The sequence below is a fragment of the Stenotrophomonas sp. TWI809 genome (assembly GCF_039673205.1).
Lineage (GTDB): Bacteria > Pseudomonadota > Gammaproteobacteria > Xanthomonadales > Xanthomonadaceae > Stenotrophomonas.
The window spans coordinates 1-26,831 of record NZ_JBDJLE010000033.1 but is presented as its reverse complement, the minus strand read 5'-3'; the positions used below and the strand labels follow the sequence as shown (position 1 = coordinate 26,831).

Here is a 26,831-nt window from a genome sequence, read left to right as displayed (position 1 = left end):
CCTGACCTGGCGGCTTTCGAGTTCCCGGTCCACCGGTAGCGGCCGCGCCGCGCGGTTATGGGCCGGGGCGGCGCGGAGCGGCGGGGATCAGGCGATCGGCGTGTTGGAGATGATCTCCACCCAGTAGCCATCCGGATCCTTGATGAAGGCCAGGTGCTTCATGCGGCCGTCTTCCAGGCGCTTCTGGTAGGGCACCTGCAGCGCATCGAAGCGCTTGCAGGCGGCCTGGATGTCCGGCACCGACACGCAGATATGGCCGAAGCCGCGCGGGTCGGCATTGCCGTTGTGATAGACCGGGCCGTCCTGGGCTTCGGTGCCGTGGTTGTGCGTCAGCTCCAGCACGCCCGGAATCCCGGCCATCCAGACGCGGCGGGCATCGTCACCTTCGGGAATCTGCGTGCCGGCCGGCAGCAGGGCCAGGAAGTACAGGCTGAAGTCGGCGTCGGGGAAGTGGCGCAGATCGATCAGCTGGAAGCCGAGCACGCGGGTGTAGAAATCCAGCGAAGCGGTGGCGTCCTTGACGCGCAGCATGGTGTGGTTGAACACGAAGCCGGTGGTGTCAGCGGGCACCTGGGCGGCGACACCCGGTTGGTTCTGGAAGGCGGCAAGGCTCATGGGGGATCCTGGGGCGGGGGCCGCATCGGCGCGGCGGACGGGCCATTTTAGCGGTCCCGGCTGGATGGGGTGGCGGGTAGAATGGGGCGTCTCCCTGCGCAGTGTTCATCCATGTCCCAGCGTGAATGGGTGGCCGCCGCCATCCGCAAGATCGAAGCCGACTTCAACCGATCGGCCGATACCCACCTGATTCCGATGGACCTGCCCGGGTTCGAGGGCATCGACCTGTATTTCAAGGACGAATCCAGCCATCCCACCGGCAGCCTGAAGCATCGTCTGGCCCGGTCGCTGTTCCTGTACGCGCTGACCAACGGCTGGCTGCGTGAAGGGCGCCCGGTGATCGAGGCGTCCAGCGGCTCCACGGCCGTATCCGAGGCGTATTTCGCCCGGCTGCTGGGCCTGCCGTTCATCGCCGTGATGCCGGCCACTACCTCCCCCGAGAAGATCGCGGCGATCGAGTTCCACGGCGGCCGCTGCCATCTGGTGGAACGCGCGTGCGACCTCAACTGCGATTCGGAAGCGCTGGCCCGCGAAACCGGCGGCCACTTCATGGACCAGTTCACCTACGCCGAGCGCGCCACCGACTGGCGTGCCAACAACAACATCGCCGAATCGATCTTCAAGCAGATGGCCGAGGAGCCGCACCCGGTGCCGGAGTGGATCGTGTGCAGCCCGGGCACCGGTGGCACCGCAGCCACGCTGGGCCGCTACGTGAGCTACCGCCGGCATGACACGCGCATCCTGTGTGCGGACCCGGAAGTGTCGGTGTTCTACGACGGCTACTGCGCGGCGCTGGCCGGGCAGCCTTGGCGCGAGCTGACCTGCAGCGGTGGCTCGCGCGTGGAAGGCATCGGCCGGCCGCGGGTGGAATCCAGCTTCATCCCGACCAGTGTCGATGCGATGGTCAAGGTGCCCGACGCGCTGAGCCTGGCCGCGATGCGCCACGTCACCCGCCAGCTGGGCCGCCGCGTGGGCGGCTCCACCGGCACCAATTTCATCGGCGTGCTGCAGGCCGCGCAGCTGATGCGCGATGCCGGCCGCAGCGGCTCGATCGTGACCATCCTGTGCGACAGCGGCGAGCGCTACGCCCACAGCTATTACAACCCGGAGTGGTACCCGAAGCAGGGCATCGACGTGGAGGGCGCCGATGCCCAGCTTGCCGCGGCGGTGGCGGGGCAGGGGTTGCCGGTGCTGCCCTGCGTCTCGCTGGAAGCGCTGTACTGAGCGGGGCAGCAGGCGCGGCGTGAACCTCGCCCATCGGCGCACGCCGGGGCCTTGTGCGGGGCGGGGGGCAATGCCATATCGTGGGGTGATGCCGCTGCAGCGGCCCCGTTGTCTGGAGATGCCTGTGACCCCCACCAACCCCCTGCTCGATTTTTCCGGCCTGCCGCGTTTCGATGCGATCCAGCCTGAGCACATCGCCCCGGCGATCGATGCCCTGCTGGCCGAGGCCGAGGCGGCGGTAACGACCGCCGAGACCGTCACCCCGCTGACCTGGGCGACCTTCGCCGATCCGCTGGATGACGCCACCGAGCGCCTGTGGCGTGCGTGGGGGCAGGTGGGCCACCTGCAGGCTGTGGTGAATACCCCGGCACTGCGCGAGGCCTACAACGCCAACCTGCCCAAGGTGACGCGCTTTGGCAGCGCACTGGGCCAGAACCTGGCGCTTTACCAGCAGTACCGTGCCCTGGCCGCCGCGCCGGAAGCGGCGCAGTACGCTCCGGCACGCCGCAAGGTGCTGGAGAACGCCTTGCGTGATTTCCGCCTGGGCGGTGCTGAACTCGATGACGCCGGCAAGGCGCGCTACCGCGCGATCCGCGAAGAACTGTCCGCGCTCTCGGCGACGTTCTCGCAGAATGTGCTCGATGCGACCGATGCCTGGTCGCTGCATGTGGAAGACCGCGCCGAACTGGCTGGCCTGCCGGACGATGTGATCGCCGCTGCCCGCACGGCCGCAGAGAAGGATGGCCTGAACGGCTGGAAGCTGACGCTGCAGATGCCGTGCTATATCCCGGTGCAGACCTACGCCGAGCATCGCCCGCTGCGTGAGGCGCTGTATCGCGCCAACGCGGTCCGTGCCTCCGAATTCGGCGATGCCGCGCTGGACAACAGCGGCAACATCGATCGCGTGTTGGCCCTGCGTGCGGAGCTGGCGGCGCTGCTGGGCTTTGCCAACTACGCCGAGTATTCGATCGCCACCAAGATGGCCGAAGATGCGCCGCAGGTGCTGGGCTTCCTGCGCGATCTGGCCGCGCGTGCCAAACCGTATGCACAGCGCGACCGTGCCGAGCTGGAGGCCTTCGCGCGCGACGAACTGGGCCTGACCGCGCTGGACGCGTGGGACCTGGCCTTCGCGGCGGAGAAGCTGAAGCAGGCGCGCTACAGCTATTCCGAGCAGGACGTGAAGCAGTACTTCACCGAGCCGAAGGTGTTGGACGGCCTGTTCAGCGTGATCCGCAGCCTGTACGGGCTGGAGGTGCAGCCGGACAGCGCGCCGGTGTGGCACCCGGACGTGCGCTTCTTCCGGGTGGTCGATGCGCAGGGCGCGCTGGTGGGTCAGTTCTATCTGGACCTGTACGCGCGCGAAGGCAAGCGCGGTGGCGCGTGGATGGACGATTGCCGCAACCGCCGCGAGACCGCTGCCGGTGTGCAGACGCCGCTGGTGTACCTGGTCTGCAACTTCGGCAAGGGCGCCGCGGGGCAGCCGGCGACCTTCAGCCATAGCGATGTGACCACGCTGTTCCATGAAATGGGGCATGGGCTGCATCAGTTGCTGACCCGCATCGGCGAGCTTGGCGTGGCCGGCATCAACGGCGTGGAGTGGGACGCGGTGGAACTGCCAAGCCAGTTCATGGAGAACTTCTGCTGGGAATGGGAGCGCGTGCAGGCGATGACCGCACACGTAACCACAGGCGAGCCGCTGCCGCGTGCGCTGTTTGACCGCATGCTGGCGGCACGCAATTTCCAGAGCGGCATGTTCACCGTGCGCCAGCTGGAGTTCGCCCTGTTCGACATGCAGCTGCACAGCGATTTCGACCCGACCCAGGACAGCGTGCAGGCCCTGCTGGAGCGCGTGCGCGATGAGGTGGCGGTCAACCGGCCGCCGGCCTGGAATCGCTTCCCCAATCAGTTCAGCCACATTTTTGCCGGTGGCTATGCGGCGGGCTACTACAGCTACAAGTGGGCTGAAGTGCTCAGCGCCGATGCCTATGCCGCGTTCGAGGAAGCGCCGGACAAGGTGACCGAAACCGGTCAGCGGTTCCGCGATGAAGTGTTGTCGCGCGGCGGCAGCCGGAGTGCGGCAGAGAACTTCGCCGCGTTCCGTGGCCGCGCGCCGACCGTGGACGCCCTGCTGCGACACAACGGGATGGTGTGACCCCGGTTACGGTAGTGCCGGCCGCTGGCCGGCTCTGCATCCTGCCGCCAGGGGCGGAGTGTCATGCAACGTGAGGCGCCGGCCAGCGGCCGGCACTACCCGGCAGCGTGATCGGACCGGACGCGGCTCATTCGGCGTAGATCATCTTGCGGGTCATGCCGCCGTCGACGATGTGGTCCTGGCCGGTGATGAAACCGGCCAGGTCCGAGAGCAGGAAAACCGCCAGCGCGCCGATGTCCGGCGGCTGGCCAACCCGGCCGACCGGATGCTGCGCCTGATCGCGGCGCGAGAGCTTGGGCATGCGCCGGCGTGACGGTGCCTGCCAGGCATCGGTGGTGATCCAGCCGGGGCTGATGCTGTTGACCCGCACCGCCGGCCCTTCGCTCAACGCGAGTGCATGGGTGAAGGCGACCAGCCCGCCCTTGGCCGCGGCATAGGCCTCACTGTCCGGTTCGGACTGCCAGGCACGCGTCGAGGCGATGTTGAGGATGGCCCCGGCGTGTTCGCGCAGGGCGGGCAGGGCGTGTTTGCTGCACAGGAAGGCGCCATGCAGGCTGGAGAGGCGGCGTTGCCACTCGGCCAGCGGCATCTCCGCCAACGGCGTGCCATGGGCACTGGCGATGCCGGCATTGTTGACCAGGCCATCCATGCGGCCAAAGCGCTTCATCGTCGCCTTCATCAGCGCCTGCACACTGCGCTCGCTGGCCACATCCGCGCGCTGGAACGCCGCGCGCTCCGGCAGCGCCCATTCGGTCAAACAGGCCTTGCCGGCATCGGCATCCAGGTCGGCAATCATCACGCTGCCGCCGGCGCCGAGCACCGCCTGCGCGATGCCACGGCCCACCCCCTGCGCACCGCCGGTGATCACCACCACGCGATCGCGCAGCGGCTGTGCCGGCCAGTCGAGGATGGACGGTGTCAGTGGCACGGCGGCATGTCGTTGCGGCCCAGCAGGCGCGTCCAGCCTTCAATGCCGAGCTTGTCCAGCGTTTCGATGTTGCGCTCCACGATCACATCCGGATCCGGGAACGCGGCGACCGCCCGCTCGACGCTGTCTTCGCGCAGCAGGTGCAGGGTCGGGTAGGGCGCACGGTTGGTGTAGTTGCTCACGTCATCCGGCGCCGCGCCGGCGAACTGGTACTGCGGATGGAAGCTGGCCACCTGGAGGATACCCTGCAGATCCAGTGCTTCGATCGCCGCATCGGCGTTGTCGAGGAAATCGTTGTAATCCAGGAAATCGGTCAGCACGTCCGGATGCACGATCAACGTGGTGTCGATCTGTTCGGCCGGCGTATCGCGCAGCAGGATCAGCTCTTCGGCCAGTTCCTCCACCAGGGCTTCCGGGGTGGTCGCATCGCTGAGCACGAACCGCACCTGATCCTTCACGTACACCGCTTTGGCGAACGGGCACAGGTTCAGGCCGATGACGATCTGCTCCAGCCATTTCCGGGTCTCGGCAATGGGGTCGTGGGTGGCAGTGAGGGAAGCATCGTTCATGGCGGGCGGTGTCGCTGGCTGGGCTGTTGATTGTACGGCGCGGCGGTGAAGCGGGCGGGTGATCGGCTCCACTGTCCATTAACTGGACACCGGCCATGCTGATAAACCCTTATCCGGCAATCACTTGCAGTGATCGGGCCAACGGCCAATAGGCAGTGGTCCGCCGCAGGTATCCAATGGCCGGGTACACGACGCAAGGAGTTATCAGAGATGGCAACACACGCATTCCTGCCGACGGCCACGTGGTCCGGCATGCTGTTCGAGGGTCAGTGGAGCCCGGGTGCCGGCACCCAGGATGTGGTCGAACCGGCCACCGGCGAACGCCTGGGCGAGATCGCGATGGCCGACCCGGCGCAGATCTCGCGCGCCGCCGCCACCGCCGCCAAGGCGCAGCGCGACTGGGCCAGCGCCCCGTATGACACCCGCGCGCAGGTCCTGCGCCGTGCCGCGCAGCTGGCCGAAGAGCACAACGACGAGATCGTGCAGTGGCTGGTCCGCGAAAGTGGCTCCACCCAGCTCAAGGCCGGCTTTGAGGCCAAGGTGAACACCAAGGCGTTGCATGAAGCGGCGGCACTGCCCTCGCGCAGCATCGGTGAAGTGCTGCCGTCCGAACCGGGCCGTCTGAATCTGGCGCGCCGCCGACCGCTCGGCGTGGTCGGCGTGATCGCGCCGTTCAACTTCCCGCTGTATCTGGCCATGCGCGCAGTCGCCCCGGCACTGGCGCTGGGCAATGCGGTGGTGCTCAAGCCCGATCCGCGCACCGCCGTGTGCGGTGGCTTCGTGATCGCACGCCTGTTCGAACTGGCTGGGCTGCCGGCCGGCCTGCTGCACGTGCTGCCCGGTGATGGCGCGGCCGGTGCGGCGCTGACCAGCGACCCGAACATCGCGATGATCCAGTTCACCGGCTCCACCGGTGCCGGGCGCAAGGTCGGTGAAGCGGCGGGCAAACACCTGAAGAAGGTGTCGCTGGAACTGGGCGGCAAGAACTCGCTGATCGTGCTCGACGATGCGGACATGGATCTGGCCATCGCCAATACGGCGTGGGGCGTCTACCTGCACCAGGGCCAGATCTGCATGGCCACCGGCCGCGTGCTGGTCCAGCGCAGCATCCATGCGCGCTTCCTGGAAAAGCTGGTGGCCAAGGCGAAATCGCTCAAGGTCGGCAATCCGGCCGACGGCGAGGTGGCGATCGGGCCGTTGATCAATGCCCAGCAGCGTGACCACGCCGCGCGCATCGTCGCCGAGGCACAAGCCGCGGGCGCGACCCTGGCGACCGGTGGTGGCTACCAGGATCTGTTCTTCGAGCCGACCGTGCTCAGCGATGTGAGCCGCGACAACCCGGCCTTCCACGAAGAGATCTTCGCACCGGTCGCGGTAGTGGTGCCGTTCGATACCGATGATGAGGCGGTGGAGCTGGCCAACGACAGCGAATACGGCCTGTCGATGGCGATCGTATCCAGCAACGTGGGCCGCGCGCTGAAGCTGGGCGAACGGCTGCGCACCGGCCTGCTGCACATCAACGACCAGACGGTGAACGATGAGGTGATCAATCCGTTCGGTGGCGTGGGCGCCTCCGGCAACGGCACCAGCATCGGTGGCCCGTCCAACATCGACGAGTTCACCCAGTGGCAGTGGATGACCGTCAAGGGCGAAGCGCCCGCGTACCCGATCTGATCCAGGAGATTCTCATGACCGCAACAGCAGAACTGCGCGACATCACCGTGGCCGTGGTGCGCGAAAAAGAACAGCCCTTCACCATCGAGAAGGCGCGCATCCGTGGCCCGCAGGACGATGAAGTGCTGGTCCGCGTGGTCGCCACCGGCCTGTGCCATACCGACCTGATCGTGCGTGACCAGTACTACCCCGTGCCGCTGCCGGCCGTGCTCGGCCATGAAGGCGCGGGCATCGTCGAAGCGCTCGGCCCGGGCGTGAAGGACCTCAAGGTCGGGGACCATGTCGTGTTGACCTACGGCGCCTGCGGCCACTGCAATCCCTGCAGCGGCGGCCACGGCGCCTACTGCAAGGACTTCTTCGGCCTGAACTTCGGTGGCGGTGCGCTGGACGGCTCCACCGCGATCCAGGATCCGGACGGCACCCCGCTGCACGATCACTTCTTCGCGCAGTCCTCGTTCGCCACCTACGCACTGAGCCGCGAAAACAACGCGATCAAGGTGCCCGAGGATGCGCCGATCGAACTGCTCGGCCCGCTTGGCTGCGGCATCCAGACCGGTGCCGGTGCGGTGATCAACTCGCTCAAGGTGACCGCCGGCAGCAGCTTCGCCAGCTTCGGTGCCGGCGCGGTCGGGCTGAGCGCGGTGATGGCCGCACGCGTGGCCGGTGCGACCACCATCATCGCCATCGATGTGGTGCCGTCGCGGCTGGAACTGGCCAAGGAGCTGGGGGCCACGCACGTGATCAACAGCCGCGAGGTCGATGTGGTGGAAGCGGTGCGCGGGATCACCGGCGGCGGCGCGAACTTCGCACTGGAATCCACCGGTCGTCCGGAGGTGCTGGCGCAGGGCATCGAGGCCCTCGGCGGGTTGGGGATGATTGGCGTGGTCGGCGCGCCGAAGCTGGGCACCAAGGCCGAGTTCGACGTCAACAACCTGCTGCTCGGCGGACGCAGCATCCGCGGCATTGTCGAAGGCGACAGCGTGCCCAAGGTGTTCATTCCGCAGCTGGTGCAGCTGTATCAGCAGGGCCGCTTCCCGTTCGACAAGCTGGTCAAGTTCTACCCGCTGGACCAGATCAACCAGGCCGCCGAGGACAGCACCCGCGGTGTCACCCTCAAGCCGATCCTGACCATCGGCGGGTGAAACGGTCCGTCGCAGGCCTGCATGCCTGCGACGACGTACCAGTCAGCTTTGCGGGAGTAGGCTGTCGGTCCGAGGTGGAGATCGACCGATGGCCGCGATGGTTCTGGAACAGCAGCAGGTATTGGCCGCCGCCCGTCAGCGTTTCGCCGAGGGCGGCGCGCTGATGGACAGCGTGGTCAGCCCGCCGGTGCAGCGCTCCTGGGAGCGCTCGCGCCAGGCCGGCGTACAGCCGCGGCAGGAGCCGTACTACGCGCCCCTTGCCGCTGCGGCCACGCGCCTCGACGACCCTGCCGACCGCCGCCTCGCACGCTGTGTGCGCGAGGACATGGACCACCTCTGGGCCGCCTTCGGCGGCCGCCAGTGGACCCTGTTCTGCGTCAACGCCGACGGCCTGGTCATCGCCCAGCGCGAACATGGCCTGGCCGACGTCCCGGTACTGCGTCCGATCCAGATCGGTCGCCGCCTGCGCGAAATCGACATCGGCACCACCGCACCGGCCTGCAGCCTGGCCGAAGACGCGCCCGCCCTGGTGCGTGGCAATGAGCACTATCTCGACCGCTTCGCCACCGTGTTCTGCCTGAGCGTGCCGCTGCATGGGCTGGATGGCGAAGTGCTGGGTGCACTGGACATCACCGGCACTGGCGAGCGCGATGCCGAGCTGTTGCACGGCTACTTCCGCCAGGCCGCGCTGTCGGCCGAGAACCGCCTCATGCAGGACCACCGCCCCTGCCACCTGCTGGCGGTGCAACACGACACCCGATGGCTGCACTCGCCCCTGCAGGGCCTGCTGGCCATCGAAGAAGACGGCCAGGTGCGTGCCGCCAACCGCGTCGCCCGCCGCCTGTTCGGACTGCCGCGTCGCGGCCACTTGCCCGTTCTCACCCTGGACGGCCTGTTCGCCGGCGCCAGTACCCACCAGCGCCGCCGCCTGCTGCAGAGCGGCCCCGCCCACCGCGTCCGCCTGGATGACGACACCGCCGTGCACGTGCAGTACCTGCGCGGACCACTCGCACCGCATGCCAGCGTGAAGCTCGATGTGCCGCGCGCCAACGCTGCACCTGCATCGCTGCGCACACACACCACACAGCACGTACGCGACGCCGTGGCCGCGCATCAAGGCAATGTCAGCGCCGCCGCACGCCAGCTCGGTATCTCACGCACCACGCTGTACAAGCTGATTCGCGCGTAACGAGCAGCATCCGGCGGCATACGCCGCGCGCGGAAGGGCTTCTCTTCGATCCTTTGCAACGAGGTTGCCGGCCAGCGGCCGGCACTACCGAGGGGGCATCGCCTGATTGCCGGCCAGCGGCCGGCACTACCGCTTTGCTCGCCCATCCGCCGAGGAAGCGTCGGGGCGGCGGGTAGGGCCGGGCCTTGCCTGGACCATGAGCGGCATGGATGCCGCGACATGAGCCCCCATGGATGGGTTCACGGCGGGTCCGGGCAAGGCCTGGCCCTACCCGACGCAGCTCTCGGCAGTGAATAGCCTGCTTTTGCCGATGAACTGCCGGCGCCAAAGGCAACGACAGCGCACCAGCAATGAATCGCCAGCGCGGCTCGCTACAGCCCTTCGGCCAAGATCAATCGCGGAAATTATCGAACTGCAGCGGCACCTCGAACGTCTCCTTCCGCAACAGCGCCATCGCATCCTGCAGATCATCGCGCTTCTTGCCCGTCACCCGCAGCTTGTCGCCGTTGATCTGGCTGTCCACCTTCAACTTGGCCTCCTTGATCGTCGCCGCGATCTTCTTGGCCACCTTCTGCTCGATCCCCTGCTTCACGGTGATCTTCTGCCGTGCACCGGCCAGATTGGTTTCGATATCACCGAACTCCAGGCACGCCGCATCGATCTTCCGTGCCGTCAACCGCTGACGCAGGATGTCCGTCATCTGCTGCAGCTGGAAATCGCTCGGCGCGGACTGGCTGATCACGCTGTCTTCCAGCACGTACTTGGCGTCCACCCCCTTGAAATCGAAACGCGTGGACAGCTCGCGGTTGGCCTGGTCGACCGCGTTGGTCAGCTCGTGGGTGTCGACTTCGGAAACAACGTCAAAAGAGGGCATGGGCAAACTCCAACGGGTGAATGTCCCCATTCTATCAAGCCACCATGGACGGGCCGGCCAAGCCGGCGATAATGGGCCATGAACACGCAGAAATCCCCCACCCGTGCCGTCGCCTGGATGCTGATGGCCGTCGCCTGCTTTTCGCTGATGGATGCCGGCATGAAGCAGCTGTCGGCCAGCTATCCCACCCTGCAGGTCACCTTCCTGCGCGGTGCGGCCTCGCTGCCGTTCGTACTGGTCTGGGTGCTGGCCACCGCCGGCCCGCGCTCGCTGGTGCCCAGGCGATGGGTCCTGCACCTGCTGCGCGGCGTGCTCGGCATGGTGATGATCGGCTGCTTCGTCTACGCCCTGCGCAGCCTGCCACTGTCCACCGCCTACACCATCTACTTCGTCGCCCCGCTGCTGATCGCCGCGCTCTCGGTGCCGCTGCTCGGCGAGCACGTGGGCCCGCGCCGCTGGATCGCCATCGGCATCGGACTGGTCGGGGTACTGGTCGTGCTGCGCCCCGGCGTCGGCGGGATCATTTCCTTCCCGGGCCTGATGGTGCTGCTGGCCGCCACCGCCTATGCGCTGGCCGCGATCACGGTCAGCATGCTGACCCGCACCGACACCCCGCAGTCGATGGTGGTGTGGTTCCTGGTGATCATGGCTGTCGGCGCCGGCCTGCTGGCGATCCCGGACTGGCAGCCGCTGCAACTGGGCCATGCCGCGCTGATCGCCGGCATGGGCCTGGCCGGGGCAGGGGGGCAGGTCGCCCTGACCCGTGCTTTCCAGCTGGGGGAGGCCTCGATGATCGCGCCGCTGGAGTACACCGGGCTGGTCTGGGTGATCGGCTGGGACCTGCTGTTCTGGGGCGTGCTGCCCGACCAGGTGACCTGGCTGGGCGCGGCGATCATCGTCGCCTCGGGCCTGTACCTGCTGCACCGTGAGCGGGTGCGCCGGGTCCAGCCGCCCCGGCCGCTGGACCACCCCTGAGCCCGGCCGGCACCCCCTGGCCGGCCGGATCACGGCCTCTTAGAACCAAACGGAATATCATTCCGCGCAACCGCACGGGCCAGGGCCGCCCCGCGCTGGTAGGCTGCACGCCCCCTCCCGTCGATGCCCGGTTGACCGCGAAGTGATCGAGTTCCAGCGCCTGCACAAATCCTATGCCGTCGGCGGCCGCGCGATTGCCGCGCTGCAGCCGCTGGACCTGACCATCGAGGCCGGCGAAGTGTTCGGCATCATCGGCCATTCCGGCGCGGGCAAATCGACCCTGATCCGGCTGATCAACCGGCTCGAGGAGCCGACCGGCGGCCGGCTCCTGATCAATGGCGAGGATGTCACCGCGCTCGATGCCGAAGGCCTGCGCGTGCTGCGCCGGAAGATCGGCATGATCTTCCAGCACTTCAACCTGCTCTCGTCGCGCACCGTGGCCGCCAACGTCGCCTTCCCGCTGGAGCTGGCCGGGACCCCGCGCGCGGAGATCGACGCGCGCGTGGACGAACTGCTGCATACCGTCGGCCTGGAAGCGCACGCCCACAAATACCCGGCGCAGCTGTCCGGCGGCCAGAAGCAGCGCGTGGGCATCGCCCGCGCCCTGGCGACCCGCCCGCAGATCCTGCTGTGCGATGAAGCCACCAGTGCACTGGACCCGCAGACCACCGCTTCGGTGCTGAAGCTGCTGGGCAAGATCAACCGCGAGCTGGGCCTGACCATCGTGCTGATCACCCACGAGATGGACGTGATCCGCCGGGTCTGCGACCGCGTTGCCGTGCTCGATGCCGGCCACCTGGTGGAAACCGGCCCGGTCACCGAGGTGTTCCTGCACCCGCAGCACCCGACCACGCGCCGCTTCGTGAGCGAATCGGAGCAGGTGGACGAGGGCGAGCTGCACAAGGATTTCGAGGCGGTCGCCGGGCGCATCGTGCGCCTGACCTTCCTCGGCGCCGACACCTACGAACCGCTGCTGGGGCGCATCGCGCGCGAGACCGGCGTGGACTACAACATCCTGTCCGGCCGTATCGACCGGATCAAGGACACCCCGTATGGCCAGTTGACCGTGTCGCTGGTCGGCGGCGACGTGCAGGCCGCGCAGGCGGGGTTCGTTGCCGCCGGTGTCCACCTTGAGGAGCTGCGCCGATGATCCTGGCCACCGCAGGCGGGTTCTTCCGCCATCTCGACGCCGGCAAATGGGCCGATATCGGCCAGGCCACGCTGGATACCCTGCTGATGCTCGGCGGCTCACTGCCGCTGACGCTGCTGATCGGCCTGCCGCTGGGCGTGCTGCTGTTCCTGACCGGCTCGCCGCAGCTGCACCGCAAGCCGGTGCTGTATGGCGCGCTCGCGCTGCTGGTGAACCTGCTGCGCTCGGTGCCCTTCATCATCCTGATGATCGTGCTGATCCCGCTCACGCTGTGGATGATGGGTACCTCGCTGGGCGTGCGCGGTGCGATCGTGCCGCTGGTGATCGGTGCGGCGCCGTTCTATGCGCGCCTGGTCGAAACCGCGCTGCGCGAAGTGGACCGTGGCGTGATCGAAGCGACCCAGGCGATGGGCGCCACCACCTGGCAGCTGGTCACCCGGGTGCTGCTGCCCGAAGCGCGGCCGGGCCTGATTGCCGGCGCCACGGTCACCGTGATCGCGCTGATCGGCTTCACCGCGATGGGCGGCGCGATCGGCTCGGGCGGCCTGGGCGACCTGGCCTTCCGCGATGGCTACCAGCGCTCGCACACCGACGTGGCCCTGGTCACCGTGGTGCTGCTGCTGGTGCTGGTGCAGATCCTGCAGATGATCGGCGACCGCCTGGTCTCGCACTACAGCCGGAAATAACCGGTAGGTACCGACCGTTGGTCGGTACGCCCAAAATGACCGGTAGGTACCGACCGTTGGTCGGTACGCCTCGCTTACCGGACGTTCGGCACTTCAAAGCCCAGCCGGTCCACCTGCTCGGGGTGCTGCGGCACGCGCTTGAGCTTGTCGGTATTGACCCCGTAATCGTCACGCAGGCGGGTGGCGAGCTCCTTGTAGAGCTCTTTGTCCATGTCCGGCTGGCGCGCGAAGATCCAGGCCATCTCGCGGCCCGGGTAGCCCAGCATCGCCCATGAATAATCCGGCGCGACTTCCAGCACACGGGTGTGGGTCGGCACGATCTTGTAGAACCAGGTGCGCCAGTTGTGGTTGCCGCTCTTCTCGTCCACCGAGGCGCGGACGGTCAGTTCCTGCTGCGGCTCGGAGAAGCCATCGCGGTAGCGGTAGGTGATGGACACTTTCTGGTCGCCGCGCAGGCGGAACTGATTGACGCTGGCGACATGGCCACGCTCGATCGGGTTCGGCACGCGGCCGATCACATACCAGGTGCCCATGAACCGCTGCAGGTCGATCGGCGCATTGGCGCTGTCGACCGCGACCGGGGTCGGCGCGGGTTCCGGTTTGGTCTCATGGCGGAACGCACAGGCTGACAGCAATGCCAGCGAGGAGACCAACAGGACAGCGCGAAGCGGGCGGTTCGAAGACATGCGGCAGGTGGCTCCAGTGGCTGGCAGGGGCATGGTGGGTGGGACAGCGGAGAACGTCAATGGCGGCGCAGCGGTTGCGTGACCGATTCATGCAACCGCTCGCCGGACATCCCTTCTGTCGCCTCCCCGTACAAGGTCGCAGCCCTTGAGATGGCGGCGCGGCAAGGTGACGCATCACTTTCGCACGGAGCTGTGTCATGACCCTGTCGTCTTCCCCGCGTTCGTCCGACCGTCCCGATCCCCGCGTGCTGCGTTGCGTCAGGCAGGCCGTCCTTGCCGGGGTGGCCCTGGTCCTGGTCTGGCCCGCCGCGCGGGGGCATAGCGAGTGGATCGGCTGGCTGCCGATGTGGCTGATCGGCATGCCGCTGATGGCCTGGTGGAGCCTGCTTCGCTTCCGCCTGCCGCTGGCCGGCCTGCTCAACCGCACCGCCCGCCGCCGCCGCGGGCCGCAGGCCCGGCGCCGGCGGCGCCCGTTGGCGCGTCCGGCGCGACCTGACCTTCGACACGTGAGCCGCGGCCAGCCGGTGTGATAGCGTCCCAAGGCTATGAACGCCTGGAGCTGCAATGTCACGATTCGCTTCCGCCTGCCTGGTGGCAGGTCTGATCTCCGCCGGTGCGGCGGGAACCGCCATGGCCGCTGACGCCCCCGCGGACCCGTACGCCTGGCTTGAAGACGTCACCGGCGACAAGCCGCTGGCGTGGGTCAAGGAACAGAACGCCAAGTCCGAAGGCCGTCTGGCTGCGACGCCGGCGTTCAAGCAGATGGAGACCAGCATCCGCGAGGTGCTCGATTCCGATGCCAAGATTCCCGGCGTGCAGAAGATCGGTGACTACTACTACAACTTCTGGAAGGACAAGCAGCACGAGCGCGGCCTGTGGCGCCGCACCACGCTGGCCGAGTACCGCAAGGCCTCGCCGCAGTGGGAAACCGTGCTGGATCTGGATGCACTGAACAAGGCCGAGGGCGAGAACTGGGTGTGGCACGGCGCTGACTGCCTGCGCCCGGATTACTCGCGCTGCCTGATCGCGCTGTCGCGCGGCGGCGCCGATGCCGATGTCACCCGCGAGTTCGACCTGGCCAACAAGACCTGGATCAAGGACGGCTTCTTCCGCCCCGAATCCAAGGGTGGCCTGAACTGGATCGACCGCGACACGGTGTTCGTCTACACCGATTTCGGCACCGGCACGATGACCACCTCCGGGTATCCGCGCGTGGCCAAGCTGTGGAAGCGCGGCACCCCGATGGCCTCGGCTTCGATGGTGTACGAGGGCAAGCCCGATGACATGTACATCGCGGCCATGCACGACGATACCCCCGGTTACGAGCGCAACCTGGTCAGCCGCACGCTGGCCTTCTACAACAACGAAATCTTCCTGCGCGCCGATGATGGCACGCTGACCAAGATCGATGCGCCGAACTCGGCCGAGAAGGGCCTGCGCAAACAGTGGCTGACCCTGGAGCTGCGTGAGCCGTGGACCGTGGGCGGCAAGACCTACGCCGCCGGTTCGCTGCTGGCCACCAAGCTGGATGATTACCTCGCCGGCAAGCGTGATTTCGACGTGCTGTTCGCGCCGACCGACACCACCTCGCTGGCCGGCACCAGCTGGACGAAGAACCACCTGGTCCTGAACGTGCTGGACGACGTCAAAAGCCGCCTGAGCGTGCTGACGCCGGGCGACAGCGGCTGGAAGACGACGGCCTTCACCGGCGCGCCGTCGTTCGGCACCGTGGCCGTCAGTGCGGTCGATGCCGATGACAGCGATGCGGTGTGGATGACCGTCACCGATTACCTGACCCCGACCACCCTGGCCATTGCCGAGATCGGCAAGCAGCCTGAGGTGCTCAAGACCATGCCGACGTTCTTCAACGCCGATGGCAAGGTGATCGAGCAGCACTTCGCCACCAGCAAGGATGGCACCCGGGTGCCGTACTTCGTGGTGCACCGCAAAGACATGAAGCTGGATGGCTCCAACCCGACCCTGCTGTACGGCTACGGTGGCTTCGAGATCTCGCTGACCCCGTCGTACTCGGGCGGCATGGGCCGCGCGTGGCTGGAGAAGGGCGGCGTATACGTGGTCGCCAACATCCGTGGCGGTGGCGAGTACGGCCCGCGCTGGCACCAGGCGGCGCTGAAGCAGAACCGCCACAAGGCCTATGAAGACATGGCCGCGGTCGCCCGCGACCTGGTGAGCCGCAAGATCACCTCGGCCAGGCACCTGGGCGTGCAGGGCGGCAGCAACGGTGGTCTGCTTACCGGCAACATGCTCACCCAGTACCCGGAGCTGTTCGGGGCGGTGGTGGTGCAGGTGCCGCTGCTGGACATGAAGCGTTACAGCCACCTGTTGGCCGGCGCGTCGTGGATGGCCGAATACGGCAATCCGGATACGGCCGATTGGGAATTCATCAAGACCTTCTCGCCGTACCACCTGTTCGACGCCAGCAAGACCTACCCGCCGGTGCTGTTCACCACCTCCACCCGCGATGACCGTGTGCATCCGGCCCATGCCCGCAAGATGGCGGCCAAGATGATCGACGCCGGCAAGGACGTGACCTACTACGAGAACATCGAAGGCGGTCACGGCGGCGCGGCGAACAACGCGCAGGCCGCGCATATGTCGGCGTTGGCCTACAGCTTCCTGTGGGAGCAGCTCTCCAAGTAAGCTCGGGGTGCTCGACGGCCAGGGGCGGTCGAGCAGCCGGCAGGGAGTGAGCCTGCCGCGGACGTTGTAGCCCCCTGGCGTAGACTCCGGGTGGTGGGGCGTCAGGTTGGCTCCACCCCATTTTGAGCGCCACGCAGCGATGCGTGGCGTTTTTTTTATGGGCGGCTCAGCGCACCCATGTCTCCAGCCCACGCGCGATCCGGCGCACCGCGTCTTCCAGGCGCGGCACGTCCTGCGTGTAGGCCAGGCGCACATGCTCGTTCGCACGGTGGTGCCCGAAGTCCAGGCCCGGCGTGAACGCCACATGCTCGGTCTCCAGGAAATGCGCACAGAACGCCTGGGCATCATCGGTGAACGCACTCACGTCGGCGTACAGATAGAACGCGCCTTCCGGTTCCACTTCGATGCGGAAACCGAGCGCGCGCAGCGCCGGCAGCAGGTAATCGCGACGCTCGCGGAACGCCGCACGACGCTGCTCGAAGATCGCGATCGATTCCGGCTCGAAACAGGCCAGCGCCGCATGCTGGGCGATGCTCGAGGCGCTGATGTACAGATTCTGCGCCAGCTTCTCCAGCTCCCGCACCGCCTGCGGTGGCGCGACCAGCCAACCCAGGCGCCAGCCGGTCATCCCGTAGTACTTCGAGAAGCTGTTGAGCACGAAGGCTTCGTCATCCACCTCCAGCACGCTGGCCGCGTCCATGCCGTAGGTAAGGCCGTGGTAGATCTCATCCACCACCAGGTGCCCGCCGCGCGCCTTCAACGACTGCGACAGCGCTGCCAGCTGCGCCGCCGAGAGCACGGTGCCGGTCGGGTTGGCCGGGGAGGCGACCAGCGCACCAACACTGTCGGCGTTCCACTGCTGTGCCACCAGGTCCGGCGTCAGCTGGTAGGCCGTCTCCGGGCCGACCGGCACCAGCTGCGCGGCGCCTTCCACCAGCCGCAGGAAGTGCCGGTTGCACGGATAGCCGGGATCGGCCAGCAACCAGTGCTTGCCGGGATCGACCAGGAGACTGCTGGCCAGCAACAGCGCGCCCGAGCCACCCGGCGTGACCAGGATCCGCTCGGGATCGATCTGCACCTGGTAGCGATCCTGGTAGAAGCCTGCAATCGCCTCGCGCAGCGCGGGCAGGCCGCGGGCCGCGGTGTAGCGCGTGTGGCCGGCCGCCAGCGCGGCCTGGCCGGCGCGCACGATCGGAGCGGCGGTGGTGAAGTCCGGCTCGCCGATCTCCAGGTGGATCACATCGTGGCCAGCCTGCTCCAGCGCCTGCGCGCGGGCCAGCAGCGACATCACGTGGAAGGGTTCGATGTCCTGGCTGCGGCGGCTGTAGCCGGTGCCGGTCGGGGGCGTGCGGGAAGTATCCATGGCCTGATGATAGGCGCAGTGACCAACGACAGGCTTGCTGCTGGCCCACCCGCCAGCACAGACTGCACGGACACGGACGCCATTGCATTCCCCCGCCAGGAGCCTTATCTCGTGAAACCCGCCCTTTGTTTACTGGTTGCCAGCCTCATGACCTCCAACGTGCACGCCGCCCCCGCGCTGACCCCGCCCGACGCCGAGAAGCACCCGCACACGGTGAAGGCTCCCTTTGGCGCGACCCGCAGCGACGATTACTACTGGCTGCGCGACGACAAGCGCGAAAACACGAAGATGCTGGCCTACCTGAATGCGGAGAACGCCTACACCGACCAGGTGGTGGCCCCGCTCAAGCCGTTGGAAGACACCCTGTACAAGGAGATCGTCGCCCGCATCAAGCAGGACGATGCCAGCGTGCCCTCGCGTGACCGCGGTTACTGGTATTACACCCGCTTCGAAACCGGCAAGGACTACCCGATCCAGGCGCGCCGCAAGGGCAGCATGGAGGCGCCGGAAGAAATCCTGCTCGACATCAACACGATGGCCGAGGGCAAGGGCTACTTCAACGTGGGCGATGCCGATGTCAGCCAGGACAACCACCTGCTGGCCTGGGCCGAAGACGACGTCGGCCGCCGCCAGTACGTGATCCGCTTCAAGGACCTGCGCACCGGTGAGGTGCTGCCGGATCGCATCGAGAACGTCTCGCCCAATGTGGTCTGGGCCGATGACAACCGCACCCTGTTCTATGTCGAGAATGATCCGGAAACCCTGCTCACCGTGCGCGTCAAGAAGCACGTGCTGGGCACCCCGGCCAGCAGCGACGTGCTCGTGTATGAAGAGAAGGACGACAGCTTCTACATGGGCGTGGGCCGCACCCGCGATGATCGTTTCCTGACCATCGAGCTGCACAGCACGGTGAGCTCGGAAACGCGCTACGCCCCGGCTGCCGACCCGCAGGCGTTCAAGGTACTGGCGCCGCGTGCGCGCGATGTGGAATACGACGCCGACCACTTCAACGGCCGTTGGGTGATCCGCACCAACGCGGCGGACGCGAAGAACTTCAAGATCGTCACCGCGCCCAGCGATGCCACCGCGCGCAGCCAATGGAAGGACTGGGTCGCGCACGATGACGCCGTGCTGATCGAAGGCTTCGAACTGTTCGACGGCTTCACCGCGATCGCCGAGCGCTCCAATGGCCTGGAACGCGTGCGCCTGCTGTTCCCGGATGGCCGCCAGGATTACGTCAAGGCAGATGAGCCCGCCTACTCGATGGGGTTGGCCGCCAACAGCGAGCATGACACCCCGTGGCTGCGTTACGCCTACACCTCGCTGACCACGCCGACCACCACCTACGAGCTCAATACCGTCACCGGTGAACGCCGCCAGCTCAAGCAGCAGCCGGTGATCGGCTATGACCCGTCGCAGTACACCACCGAGCGCGTGTGGGTGACGGCCCGCGATGGCGTCAAGGTGCCGGTGTCGCTGGTCTACCGCAACGGTTTCAAGAAGGACGGCACCGGCGCGCTGTACCAGTACGCCTACGGCAGCTACGGCATGTCGATGGATCCGGGCTTCAACCAGACCGTGGTCAGCCTGCTCGATCGCGGCGTGGTGTATGCCATCGCCCACATCCGCGGCGGCCAGGAAATGGGCCGTGCGTGGTATGAGGACGGCAAGCTGCTCAAGAAGCAGAACACGTTCAACGATTTCGTCGATGTCACCCGCGAGCTGGTCCGCCAGGGCTATGCCGCCAAGGATCGCGTCGCCGCCTCCGGTGGCAGCGCCGGTGGTCTGCTGATGGGCGCGGTGGCCAACCAGGCGCCGCAGGACTATCGCGTGATGGTCGCCCAGGTGCCGTTCGTCGATGTGGTCACCACCATGCTCGACGCCAGCATCCCGCTGACCACCAACGAGTATGACGAGTGGGGCAACCCGGAGCAGCGCGAGTATTACGACTACATGCTCACGTACTCGCCCTACGACAACGTCAGCAGGCAGGCGTACCCGGCCCTGTTCGTCGGCACCGGCCTGTGGGATTCGCAGGTGCAGTACTGGGAGCCGGCCAAGTGGGTGGCCAAGCTGCGCGATGACAACACCGGCCACTTCCCGATCGTATTCCGTACCAACATGGAAGCCGGCCACGGCGGCAAATCCGGCCGCTTCCAGCGTTACCACGAGCTGGCCGAGTCGTACGCGTTCGTGCTCGACCAGCTCGGCGTCACCCAGACCCCGTAACGCTGGCCGCTGCACGCTGTACGCCGACGACCCCGTGTCGTCGGCTGCCGCAGGCGGTGCCCATCGCGGCAGCCCGGCCGGGTCGCTATGCTGGGGGCATGTCCCGGCCCGAACACCCCGTGGTTTCCGAAGCGCCGGCTGAGCGGGGACGGGTGCGTTTCCGCTGGGCGTGGTGGCTGCTGGCCTATGTCAGCCTGGGCACCGGCATCGTCGGCATCTTCGTGCCGGGGCTGCCCACCACGGTGTTCATCCTGATCTCGGCCTGGGCCGCCTCGCGCGGTTCCGAGCGCCTGCACAACCGCCTGCTGGCACACCCGCAGTTCGGCCCGGCGATCCGCAACTGGCAGGCGCATGGCGCGGTCAGCCGCCGCGGCAAATGGATGGCGACCCTGACCATGGCGGTGTGCGCGGGCATCATGCTGTGGTGCGTGCCGATCGCCTGGGTGAAGTGGCTCTCCATCGGCAGCATGACCTGCGTGGCGCTGTGGCTGTGGTGTCGGCCGCTGCCGCCGGAGGATGGGCTCCGGTAGTGCCGGCCGCGGGCCCGCCCGCCCCCGGGGCCGCCAACGGGGGGGTTTTTTGCGCGGGCCCTTGAAACCGCCCGCCCCCAAGCGCCCCAACACCCCCGGGCTACTCGGAGGATGAAGACATCCCCCCGTACCCTCATCTCCCTGACGCTGGCCGCCTCGGCGCTGCTGGTGCTGTCGGCCTGTGGCAACAAGGGCCCGCTGGTCCTGCCGCAGAAGCCGGTCCCGGTCGAAGAACAGCTGGTTGAACCGGCCGCCGACGACGCCACGCCGCCGGCCGCCGATGCCGATACCGATTCCCCGGTGGTTCCCGATCCCGTTGAAGCGCCGGCGCTGAAGGCCAATGACGGGAATGAGTAAGTCGAACACCTCCGCGGCGCTGCGCTTCACCAAGATGCATGGCGCCGGCAATGATTTCGTGGTGTTGGACCTGCGCGATGGCAGCGCACCGCCGGACGCTGTGCTGGCCGCGCGGCTGGCCGATCGCCACACCGGCGTGGGGTGCGACCAGATCCTGACCATCGAGCCGCCCAAGGCGGAAGGCTCGGTCGCCTCGTATCGGATCTGGAATGCCGATGGCAGCCGTTCCGAGCAATGTGGCAACGGTGCGCGCTGCGTGGCGGCCTGGCTGGTGCGTGATGGCGCGGCTACCGGCAGCACCTTCGCGATCGATAGCCCGGTCACCACCCATGCAGTCGAACGCCTGGGCGAAGACCAGTACGCGGTGGCCATGGGCGTGCCGCGTTTCGAGCCGGAGAACGTGCCGCTGATCGGCTTCGCCCGCGCCCGCGAGGAATACCTGCTGCCGCTGCAGGGCGACACGGTGCGCTTCGGCGCGGTCTCGATGGGCAACCCGCATGCCGTGATCGAAGTGGGCCTGGTCGATGCCGCCCCGGTCGAGCGCCTGGGCCCGTTGCTGCAGCAGCACGCCTCGTTCCCGAAATCGGTCAACGTCGGTTTCGTGCAGGTGCTCGGCCCGCAGCACGCGCGCCTGCGCGTGTATGAGCGTGGCGCCGGCGAAACCCTGGCCTGCGGCAGTGGCGCCTGCGCTGCGGCCGTGGTGATGATGCAGCGCGGTCGCCTGCAGCGCGATGCCACGATGTCGCTGCCCGGCGGTGACCTGCGCATCCGCTGGCCGGCCGATGATGCACAGATCGTGATGTCCGGACCCGCAGCCTTCGTCTTTGATGGGGAGTGGAACGCATGAGCGAGACCGCCGAGAAAATCGGGTCGCACGAAGTAGCCGCCTGGCTGCGTCGGCATCCGACCTTCCTGAAGCAGTTCCCGGATCTGGCCCTGACCCTGGTGGTGCCGCGCGATGACGGCCCCACCGCGTCACTGGCCAGCTACCAGCTGGAGGTGCTGCGCGACAAGAACCGTGAGCTGTCGCGGCGGCTGGCCGATCTGGCCACCAACGCGCAGATCAACGAGCGCTTGGCCGTGCGCACGCACCAGCTGACCCTGGCATTGATGAAACAGGACTCGGCGGCGGACACCCTGCGGGCGATGGCCGCCTCGCTGGAAGAGGATTTCGCCGGTGATCTGGTCCGGCTGATCGTGCTGCATCCGATCGCCGGGCTGGAACAGGCGCCGTGGCTGCAGGTGATCGAGGAGAGCAGCCCGTTGCTGGGCGTGTTCCGCGATTGCCTGAAAGACGGCGAACCGATCTGCGGCCGCCTGCAGCCGGAAAAGAACACCGTGCTGTATGCCGGGCGCGCCGAAGAGGTGCAGTCCAGTGCATTGCTGCCGCTGCCGGGTGTCGGCCTGATCGCGGTCGGCAGCCATGACGGCAATCGGTTCTACCCCGGCATGGGCACGCTGTTCCTGCGCATGATGGGCGAGTCGCTGGTCGTTGCCCTGCAGCGCTTCCCGTCGCCCTGATCGCCCGTCGAGCGGAGTCGTCTTGAGCACCGCGCAGGACTTCCTGTCGCATCTGCAGGTGGAGCGCCGCATGTCGGCGCACACGCTGGATGCCTATCGCCGTGACCTGGACGCCCTCGCGGCGTGGTCGGACGGGCAGGGGGCCGTCATCGACACGCTGGACAGCGCGCAGCTGCGCCAGTTCATCGCCGCCGAACACCGCCGTGGGTTGTCGCCCACCTCGCTGCAGCGTCGGCTTTCGGCGTGCCGCAGTTTCTATGCGTGGCTGCTCAAGCACCACCGCATCGCCGCCAATCCGGCCACGGGCCTGAAAGCGCCCAAGGCACCACGCAAACTGCCGCAGGTGCTCGATGCCGATGAAGCCGTGCAGCTGGTCGAACTGCCGACCGACGCACCGCTCGGCCTGCGTGACCGCGCGCTGCTGGAACTTTTCTATTCCTCGGGACTGCGCCTGAGCGAGCTGTGCGCGCTGATCTGGCGCGACCTGGATTTCGATACCGGCCTGGTCAACGTACTGGGCAAAGGCAACCGCGAACGCCGCGTGCCGTTCGGTTCGCATGCACGCACCGCGCTGCAGGGCTGGCGCGCCGACAGCGGCGGCGCGGCAACCGCACCGGTATTTCCCGGGCGCAAGGGCGGGCCCATCACCCAGCGCGCCGTGCAGATCCGCATCCGCCAGCTCGCCCAGCGCCAGGGCCTGTTCAAGCACGTGCACCCGCATATGCTGCGGCACAGCTTCGCCAGCCACATCCTGGAGTCCTCCGGTGATCTGCGCGGTGTGCAGGAGCTGCTTGGGCATGCCGATATCGCCACCACACAGATCTATACCCATCTGGATTTCCAGCATCTGGCCAAGGTCTACGACGCTGCGCACCCGCGTGCCAAGCGGCGCAAGAGCGGCAACGAAAGCTGAATCGATCCGCTGCGGCATCCGGGCGCAGGGCGGGGCGGGTTGAAGCGTCGGGCAGAGACCCCACCTCAGTCTTTGTCACCCCGGAGGCTCCATGGACCCCAGTCAGAACCCCAACGTATTTCATGCCACCACCATCATCTCGGTGCGGCGCAACGGGCATGTCGCCGTCGCCGGCGATGGCCAGGTCACCCTTGGCCACACGGTGATGAAGGGCAACGCCCGCAAGGTGCGCCGTCTGGGCCGGGAGGGCCAGGTGCTGGCCGGTTTCGCCGGCGCTGCCGCCGATGCCTTCACCCTGTTCGAGCTGTTCGAGGCCAAGCTGGAAAAGCACGGTCAGCTGCAGCGTGCTGCAGTGGAACTGGCCAAGGATTGGCGCACCGAGCGCCGCCTGGGCAAGCTCGAAGCGCTGCTCGCCGTCGCCGACAAGGACACCTCGCTGATCATCAGCGGCACCGGTGATGTGATCGAGCCGGAAGACGGCATCATCGCGATCGGTTCCGGTGGCTCCTATGCCCTGTCTGCCGCCCGCGCGCTGATGGCACATACCGAACTGGATGCCCGCACGATCGCCACCGAGTCGATCAACATCGCCGGTGACATCTGCATCTACACCAATCGCAACGTGGTGGTCGAAGAGCTTTGACCCGGAGGGTCAACGCTCGGTAGCGCCACGCCATGCGTGGCTGCGGTATCCGGTCAGCCACGCATGGCGTGGCTCTACATCAGCGTTACGTCGCTGCCAGGCAGGCCGGTGATACGTCATTCCACCCCATATCCTCGTGAGCACACCCATGCCGCACAAGATTGAAGTTTCTTCCGCCACCATGACCCCGCGCGAGATCGTGCAGGAACTGGACCGGCACATCGTCGGCCAGCACGACGCCAAGCGCGCGGTCGCCATCGCGCTGCGCAACCGCTGGCGCCGCATGCAGCTGCCGGCCGAGCTGCGCAACGAAGTCATGCCCAAGAACATCCTGATGATCGGCCCGACCGGCGTCGGCAAGACCGAGATCGCGCGTCGCCTGGCCACGCTGGCCAATGCGCCGTTCGTCAAGGTTGAAGCCACCCGGTTTACCGAGGTCGGCTATGTCGGCAAGGACGTGGAGCAGATCATCCGCGACCTGGCCGACACCGCGGTCAAGCTGTATCGCGAGCAGGCCAAGGTCCGCGTGCGCACCCAGGCCGAAGAGCGCGCCGAAGACCGCATCCTGGATGCACTGCTGCCGCGCCGCAGCACCGGTATCGGCTTCGATGCCGAGGCCGCGCGCAACGAGCCCTCCGCGCAGGACAACGAGACCCGCATCAAGTTCCGCCGCATGCTGCGCAACGGTGAACTGGACGAGCGCGAGATCGAACTGGAAGTCTCGGCCAATGTCAGCATGGACATCATGACCCCGCCAGGCATGGAGGAAATGGGGCAGCAGCTGCGCCAGATGTTCTCCAGCATGGGCGGTGCGAAGGCGCAGAAGCGCACGCTGTCGATCAAGGCCGCGCGTCCGCTGCTGATCGAGGAAGAGGCCGGCAAGCTGGTCAACGAAGACGATATCCGCAGCGCGGCGATCGAAGCCTGCGAGCAGCACGGCATCGTGTTCATCGATGAGATCGACAAGGTCGCCAAGCGCGGTGACAACGTCGGTGGTGGCGATGTGTCGCGCGAAGGCGTCCAGCGCGATCTGCTGCCGCTGGTGGAAGGCTCCAACGTGTCCACCAAGTACGGCACCATCAAGACCGACCACATCCTGTTCATCGCCTCCGGTGCGTTCCACCTGGCCAAGCCCAGCGATCTGATCCCGGAACTGCAGGGTCGTTTCCCGATCCGCGTGGAACTGGGCGCGCTGAGCAAGCAGGACTTCGTGCGCATCCTGACCGAGCCGAAGGCCGCGCTGACCAAGCAGTACGAAGCGCTGCTGCAGACTGAAGGCGTCTCGATGAAGTTCACGGTCGATGCGGTGGACCGCTTGGCCGAGATCGCCTTCCAGGTGAACGAGCGCCAGGAAAACATCGGCGCGCGCCGCCTGCACACGGTGCTGGAGCGCTTGCTGGATACGCTGAGCTATGAAGCCCCGGACCGCGATGGCGAGACCATCAGCATCGACCAGGCCTACGTCGACGCGCACCTGGGTGAGCTGGTGCAGGATCCGGACTTGAGCCGCTACATCCTGTAACGGCACGCAACGATCGGGTGGTAGGAAGAACGGCGGCACTTCGGTGTCGCCGTTTTTTTTCTCAGGCGTCGTCGTCGGTTGGCAGGGCGGTCGGGGGTGCGCCCGGGGTGAATACACCCGGCTGCACGAATGCGCTGAGGATCGCATCCAGCGTCTGCGCGCCATCGCGCTGGATCTCGAACAGCTCCGGTTCCAGCATCGCGCTATACAGCACCCCGGTCAGGCTGGTGCTCACGATGCGTGCCACCGTGTCCACGTCCACCCCCTCGCGCAGCTGCCCCAACTCGCGCGCGCGCTGGAACGCGGCCGCGAAGATACCCAGCTCCTCGCGCGATGCCTCCAGCTGCAGCACCTGCATCGCCTGGCTTTCCACCGACAGATCATTGCGCAGCATGATTTCCATCATGTTGCGCAGGCGTTCGTCTTCGGCCAGCTCCCGGAACGAGACCAGCAGTGCCGAGCGCAGGTCCAGGATCGGTGTAGTGCGCTTGGCCGAGGTGGTGCGTCGCAGCCGCTCGATGAACGGGACGCGCTCGCGATCGATCATCGCGGTCAGCACTTCGGTCTTGTTCTTGAAATGCCAGTACACCGCGCCGCGGGTGAATCCGGCGCGCGCCCCGATCATCGCCAGGCTGGTGCCGGCGACCCCGTATTCATGGAAACAGACCTGGGCCGCATCGAGGATGCCCTCGCGGGTGGCCTGCGCCTCTTCTTTGGTTTTTCTGGCCATTGCGCTGTGCAGTTGCTGGATGAAACCGGCCTGAATTGTACCGCTTTACAAACAAACATGCATGTATGTATATTTGCGCCCCACTGATCCTCAGCGAGGACTGCCTGCGCATGCCGGCGGGTCTCGTTTCGGATATTTGCCGTCATTTGCTGCCTGTTTGTCGTCATTCTTCGCTTTTATCGGAAGTTGGGCTGCAGGCGCGCCCTTTTCCGTCTGCGAGCCCCTACCGCCATGTCCAGAACCCCGTACCGTCTTCTCGCGCTGTCCCTCGCGATCGCCCTGACCGTGTCCGCCTGTGGCGGTGGTGAGCAGGAGGGTCCGCAGGGCGGCCCCGGCCAGGTGACCGTGGCCACCCTGAAAGCCGAGCAGGTCGGGCTGACCCGCGAGCTGCCGGGCCGCACCAATGCCTTCCTGGTGGCCGAAGTGCGCCCGCAGGTCAACGGCATCGTGGCCAAGCGGTTGTTCACCGAAGGCGGCCTGGTCACTGCCGGGCAGCCG

General features: G+C 67.1%; 25 protein-coding genes and 1 pseudogene. 19 read left to right on the top strand and 7 right to left on the bottom strand.

All coding sequences use genetic code 11. The features are described 5' to 3' along the window. Positions 1-87: 87 nt before the first annotated feature. Entirely contained in the window at positions 88-615 is a 528-nt protein-coding gene (gene gloA, locus ABE472_RS17635) for a lactoylglutathione lyase (RefSeq protein ID WP_346466716.1), read from the bottom strand. A gap of 111 nt (positions 616-726) precedes the next feature. Here gloA and ABE472_RS17630 point away from each other — a divergent pair, with 111 nt between their 5' ends. Both ABE472_RS17630 and ABE472_RS17625 read left to right on the top strand, forming a co-directional pair. Next, positions 727-1,839 (top strand): PLP-dependent cysteine synthase family protein, encoded by a 1,113-nt coding sequence (locus tag ABE472_RS17630; protein WP_346466715.1) that lies wholly within the window; start codon positions 727-729, stop codon positions 1,837-1,839. A 118-nt stretch (positions 1,840-1,957) separates the two neighbouring features. Next, positions 1,958-3,991, top strand: coding sequence for a M3 family metallopeptidase (locus ABE472_RS17625; RefSeq protein ID WP_346463510.1), 2,034 nt, complete (start codon positions 1,958-1,960; stop codon positions 3,989-3,991). 127 nt (positions 3,992-4,118) lie between these two features. On the opposite strand, the gene ABE472_RS17620 is transcribed toward ABE472_RS17625, so the two are convergent. After that, a complete protein-coding gene (locus tag ABE472_RS17620; protein WP_346463509.1) occupies positions 4,119-4,919 on the bottom strand; it encodes an SDR family oxidoreductase in 801 nt (266 codons plus the stop codon). Then, a complete protein-coding gene (locus ABE472_RS17615) occupies positions 4,910-5,488 on the bottom strand; it encodes a DUF1415 domain-containing protein (protein ID WP_123730129.1) in 579 nt (192 codons plus the stop codon). Before ABE472_RS17615 ends, ABE472_RS17620 begins: the two co-directional genes overlap by 10 nt. 210 nt (positions 5,489-5,698) lie before the next feature. Between ABE472_RS17615 and ABE472_RS17610 the strand changes: the two genes are divergently transcribed. The 3 genes from ABE472_RS17610 to ABE472_RS17600 all read left to right on the top strand — a co-directional run bounded on the left by ABE472_RS17610 (position 5,699) and on the right by ABE472_RS17600 (position 9,493). Next, positions 5,699-7,162 (top strand): benzaldehyde dehydrogenase, encoded by a 1,464-nt coding sequence (locus tag ABE472_RS17610; RefSeq protein WP_346463507.1) that lies wholly within the window; start codon positions 5,699-5,701, stop codon positions 7,160-7,162. Positions 7,163-7,176: 14 nt separating this feature from the next. Then, positions 7,177-8,304 (top strand): NAD(P)-dependent alcohol dehydrogenase, encoded by a 1,128-nt coding sequence (locus ABE472_RS17605; RefSeq protein WP_346466714.1) that lies wholly within the window; start codon positions 7,177-7,179, stop codon positions 8,302-8,304. An 88-nt stretch (positions 8,305-8,392) separates the two neighbouring features. Continuing rightward, the gene (locus tag ABE472_RS17600) at positions 8,393-9,493 is read left to right on the top strand and encodes a helix-turn-helix domain-containing protein (protein WP_346463503.1); all 1,101 of its coding nucleotides are present in this window, start codon (positions 8,393-8,395) and stop codon (positions 9,491-9,493) included. 391 nt (positions 9,494-9,884) lie between these two features. On the opposite strand, the gene ABE472_RS17595 is transcribed toward ABE472_RS17600, so the two are convergent. After that, positions 9,885-10,367, bottom strand: coding sequence for a YajQ family cyclic di-GMP-binding protein (locus tag ABE472_RS17595; protein WP_313212414.1), 483 nt, complete (start codon positions 10,365-10,367; stop codon positions 9,885-9,887). Positions 10,368-10,445: 78 nt separating this feature from the next. Between ABE472_RS17595 and ABE472_RS17590 the strand changes: the two genes are divergently transcribed. From ABE472_RS17590 to ABE472_RS17580, 3 genes are all read left to right on the top strand, one after another. Continuing rightward, a complete protein-coding gene (locus tag ABE472_RS17590) occupies positions 10,446-11,342 on the top strand; it encodes a DMT family transporter (protein ID WP_313219553.1) in 897 nt (298 codons plus the stop codon). Between the two features lie 142 nt (positions 11,343-11,484). Further along, the gene (locus tag ABE472_RS17585; protein WP_313212412.1) at positions 11,485-12,492 is read left to right on the top strand and encodes a methionine ABC transporter ATP-binding protein; all 1,008 of its coding nucleotides are present in this window, start codon (positions 11,485-11,487) and stop codon (positions 12,490-12,492) included. Beyond that, positions 12,489-13,178 (top strand): methionine ABC transporter permease, encoded by a 690-nt coding sequence (locus tag ABE472_RS17580; RefSeq protein ID WP_121039992.1) that lies wholly within the window; start codon positions 12,489-12,491, stop codon positions 13,176-13,178. The genes ABE472_RS17585 and ABE472_RS17580 overlap by 4 nt, the downstream gene beginning before the upstream one ends. Before the next feature lie 74 nt (positions 13,179-13,252). Here ABE472_RS17580 and ABE472_RS17575 read toward each other — a convergent pair whose 3' ends face one another. Then, positions 13,253-13,864, bottom strand: coding sequence for a lipocalin family protein (locus tag ABE472_RS17575; RefSeq protein WP_088433799.1), 612 nt, complete (start codon positions 13,862-13,864; stop codon positions 13,253-13,255). A gap of 203 nt (positions 13,865-14,067) precedes the next feature. Between ABE472_RS17575 and ABE472_RS17570 the strand changes: the two genes are divergently transcribed. Both ABE472_RS17570 and ABE472_RS17565 read left to right on the top strand, forming a co-directional pair. Next, on the top strand, positions 14,068-14,394 hold the full coding sequence (locus tag ABE472_RS17570) for a hypothetical protein (protein ID WP_313212417.1): 327 nt from the start codon (positions 14,068-14,070) through the stop codon (positions 14,392-14,394). A 34-nt stretch (positions 14,395-14,428) separates the two neighbouring features. After that, the gene (locus ABE472_RS17565) at positions 14,429-16,525 is read left to right on the top strand and encodes a prolyl oligopeptidase family serine peptidase (protein WP_346466713.1); all 2,097 of its coding nucleotides are present in this window, start codon (positions 14,429-14,431) and stop codon (positions 16,523-16,525) included. A gap of 166 nt (positions 16,526-16,691) precedes the next feature. Here the strand turns inward: ABE472_RS17565 and ABE472_RS17560 are convergent, their stop codons facing one another. Beyond that, positions 16,692-17,888 carry a pyridoxal phosphate-dependent aminotransferase gene (locus tag ABE472_RS17560; RefSeq protein WP_346466712.1) on the bottom strand — a complete coding sequence of 399 codons (1,197 nt, stop codon included), beginning with the start codon at positions 17,886-17,888 and terminating at the stop codon, positions 16,692-16,694. Between the two features lie 111 nt (positions 17,889-17,999). On the opposite strand from ABE472_RS17560, the gene ABE472_RS17555 reads away from it, so the two are divergent. From ABE472_RS17555 to hslU, 8 genes are all read left to right on the top strand, one after another. Then, entirely contained in the window at positions 18,000-20,117 is a 2,118-nt protein-coding gene (locus tag ABE472_RS17555) for a S9 family peptidase (protein WP_346466711.1), read from the top strand. Between the two features lie 98 nt (positions 20,118-20,215). After that, positions 20,216-20,647 (top strand): YbaN family protein, encoded by a 432-nt coding sequence (locus ABE472_RS17550; RefSeq protein WP_346466710.1) that lies wholly within the window; start codon positions 20,216-20,218, stop codon positions 20,645-20,647. A 111-nt stretch (positions 20,648-20,758) separates the two neighbouring features. Next, entirely contained in the window at positions 20,759-21,004 is a 246-nt protein-coding gene (locus tag ABE472_RS17545) for a lipoprotein (protein WP_019183672.1), read from the top strand. Continuing rightward, a complete protein-coding gene (gene dapF / locus ABE472_RS17540; RefSeq protein ID WP_346466709.1) occupies positions 20,997-21,851 on the top strand; it encodes a diaminopimelate epimerase in 855 nt (284 codons plus the stop codon). The genes ABE472_RS17545 and dapF overlap by 8 nt, the downstream gene beginning before the upstream one ends. Further along, a complete protein-coding gene (locus tag ABE472_RS17535; protein WP_176988152.1) occupies positions 21,848-22,525 on the top strand; it encodes a DUF484 family protein in 678 nt (225 codons plus the stop codon). The genes dapF and ABE472_RS17535 overlap by 4 nt, the downstream gene beginning before the upstream one ends. A gap of 22 nt (positions 22,526-22,547) precedes the next feature. Continuing rightward, on the top strand, positions 22,548-23,438 hold the full coding sequence (xerC, locus tag ABE472_RS17530; RefSeq protein WP_265308883.1) for a tyrosine recombinase XerC: 891 nt from the start codon (positions 22,548-22,550) through the stop codon (positions 23,436-23,438). A 91-nt stretch (positions 23,439-23,529) separates the two neighbouring features. Beyond that, positions 23,530-24,081, top strand: coding sequence for an ATP-dependent protease subunit HslV (hslV, locus tag ABE472_RS17525; RefSeq protein WP_019183676.1), 552 nt, complete (start codon positions 23,530-23,532; stop codon positions 24,079-24,081). Between the two features lie 148 nt (positions 24,082-24,229). Further along, positions 24,230-25,603: an ATP-dependent protease ATPase subunit HslU gene (gene hslU / locus ABE472_RS17520; RefSeq protein WP_121039962.1), complete on the top strand. Its 1,374-nt coding sequence runs from the start codon at positions 24,230-24,232 to the stop codon at positions 25,601-25,603. Positions 25,604-25,664: 61 nt separating this feature from the next. On the opposite strand, the gene ABE472_RS17515 is transcribed toward hslU, so the two are convergent. Beyond that, positions 25,665-26,333, bottom strand: coding sequence for a TetR family transcriptional regulator (locus ABE472_RS17515; RefSeq protein ID WP_313212404.1), 669 nt, complete (start codon positions 26,331-26,333; stop codon positions 25,665-25,667). A 231-nt stretch (positions 26,334-26,564) separates the two neighbouring features. Here ABE472_RS17515 and ABE472_RS17510 point away from each other — a divergent pair. Beyond that, positions 26,565-26,831, top strand: a pseudogene (locus tag ABE472_RS17510) (efflux transporter periplasmic adaptor subunit); the annotation flags it as partial.

Coding starts and splice junctions, on each gene's coding strand:
- gloA (WP_346466716.1), bottom strand. CDS start 615: ATGAGCCTTGCCGCCTTCCAGAACCAACCGGGTGTCGCCGCCCAGGTG.
- ABE472_RS17630 (WP_346466715.1), top strand. CDS start 727: ATGTCCCAGCGTGAATGGGTGGCCGCCGCCATCCGCAAGATCGAAGCC.
- ABE472_RS17625 (WP_346463510.1), top strand. CDS start 1,958: ATGCCTGTGACCCCCACCAACCCCCTGCTCGATTTTTCCGGCCTGCCG.
- ABE472_RS17615 (WP_123730129.1), bottom strand. CDS start 5,488: ATGAACGATGCTTCCCTCACTGCCACCCACGACCCCATTGCCGAGACC.
- ABE472_RS17610 (WP_346463507.1), top strand. CDS start 5,699: ATGGCAACACACGCATTCCTGCCGACGGCCACGTGGTCCGGCATGCTG.
- ABE472_RS17605 (WP_346466714.1), top strand. CDS start 7,177: ATGACCGCAACAGCAGAACTGCGCGACATCACCGTGGCCGTGGTGCGC.
- ABE472_RS17600 (WP_346463503.1), top strand. CDS start 8,393: ATGGCCGCGATGGTTCTGGAACAGCAGCAGGTATTGGCCGCCGCCCGT.
- ABE472_RS17595 (WP_313212414.1), bottom strand. CDS start 10,367: ATGCCCTCTTTTGACGTTGTTTCCGAAGTCGACACCCACGAGCTGACC.
- ABE472_RS17590 (WP_313219553.1), top strand. CDS start 10,446: ATGAACACGCAGAAATCCCCCACCCGTGCCGTCGCCTGGATGCTGATG.
- ABE472_RS17580 (WP_121039992.1), top strand. CDS start 12,489: ATGATCCTGGCCACCGCAGGCGGGTTCTTCCGCCATCTCGACGCCGGC.
- ABE472_RS17575 (WP_088433799.1), bottom strand. CDS start 13,864: ATGTCTTCGAACCGCCCGCTTCGCGCTGTCCTGTTGGTCTCCTCGCTG.
- ABE472_RS17565 (WP_346466713.1), top strand. CDS start 14,429: ATGTCACGATTCGCTTCCGCCTGCCTGGTGGCAGGTCTGATCTCCGCC.
- ABE472_RS17560 (WP_346466712.1), bottom strand. CDS start 17,888: ATGGATACTTCCCGCACGCCCCCGACCGGCACCGGCTACAGCCGCCGC.
- ABE472_RS17550 (WP_346466710.1), top strand. CDS start 20,216: ATGTCCCGGCCCGAACACCCCGTGGTTTCCGAAGCGCCGGCTGAGCGG.
- ABE472_RS17545 (WP_019183672.1), top strand. CDS start 20,759: ATGAAGACATCCCCCCGTACCCTCATCTCCCTGACGCTGGCCGCCTCG.
- dapF (WP_346466709.1), top strand. CDS start 20,997: ATGAGTAAGTCGAACACCTCCGCGGCGCTGCGCTTCACCAAGATGCAT.
- ABE472_RS17535 (WP_176988152.1), top strand. CDS start 21,848: ATGAGCGAGACCGCCGAGAAAATCGGGTCGCACGAAGTAGCCGCCTGG.
- hslV (WP_019183676.1), top strand. CDS start 23,530: ATGGACCCCAGTCAGAACCCCAACGTATTTCATGCCACCACCATCATC.
- hslU (WP_121039962.1), top strand. CDS start 24,230: ATGCCGCACAAGATTGAAGTTTCTTCCGCCACCATGACCCCGCGCGAG.
- ABE472_RS17515 (WP_313212404.1), bottom strand. CDS start 26,333: ATGGCCAGAAAAACCAAAGAAGAGGCGCAGGCCACCCGCGAGGGCATC.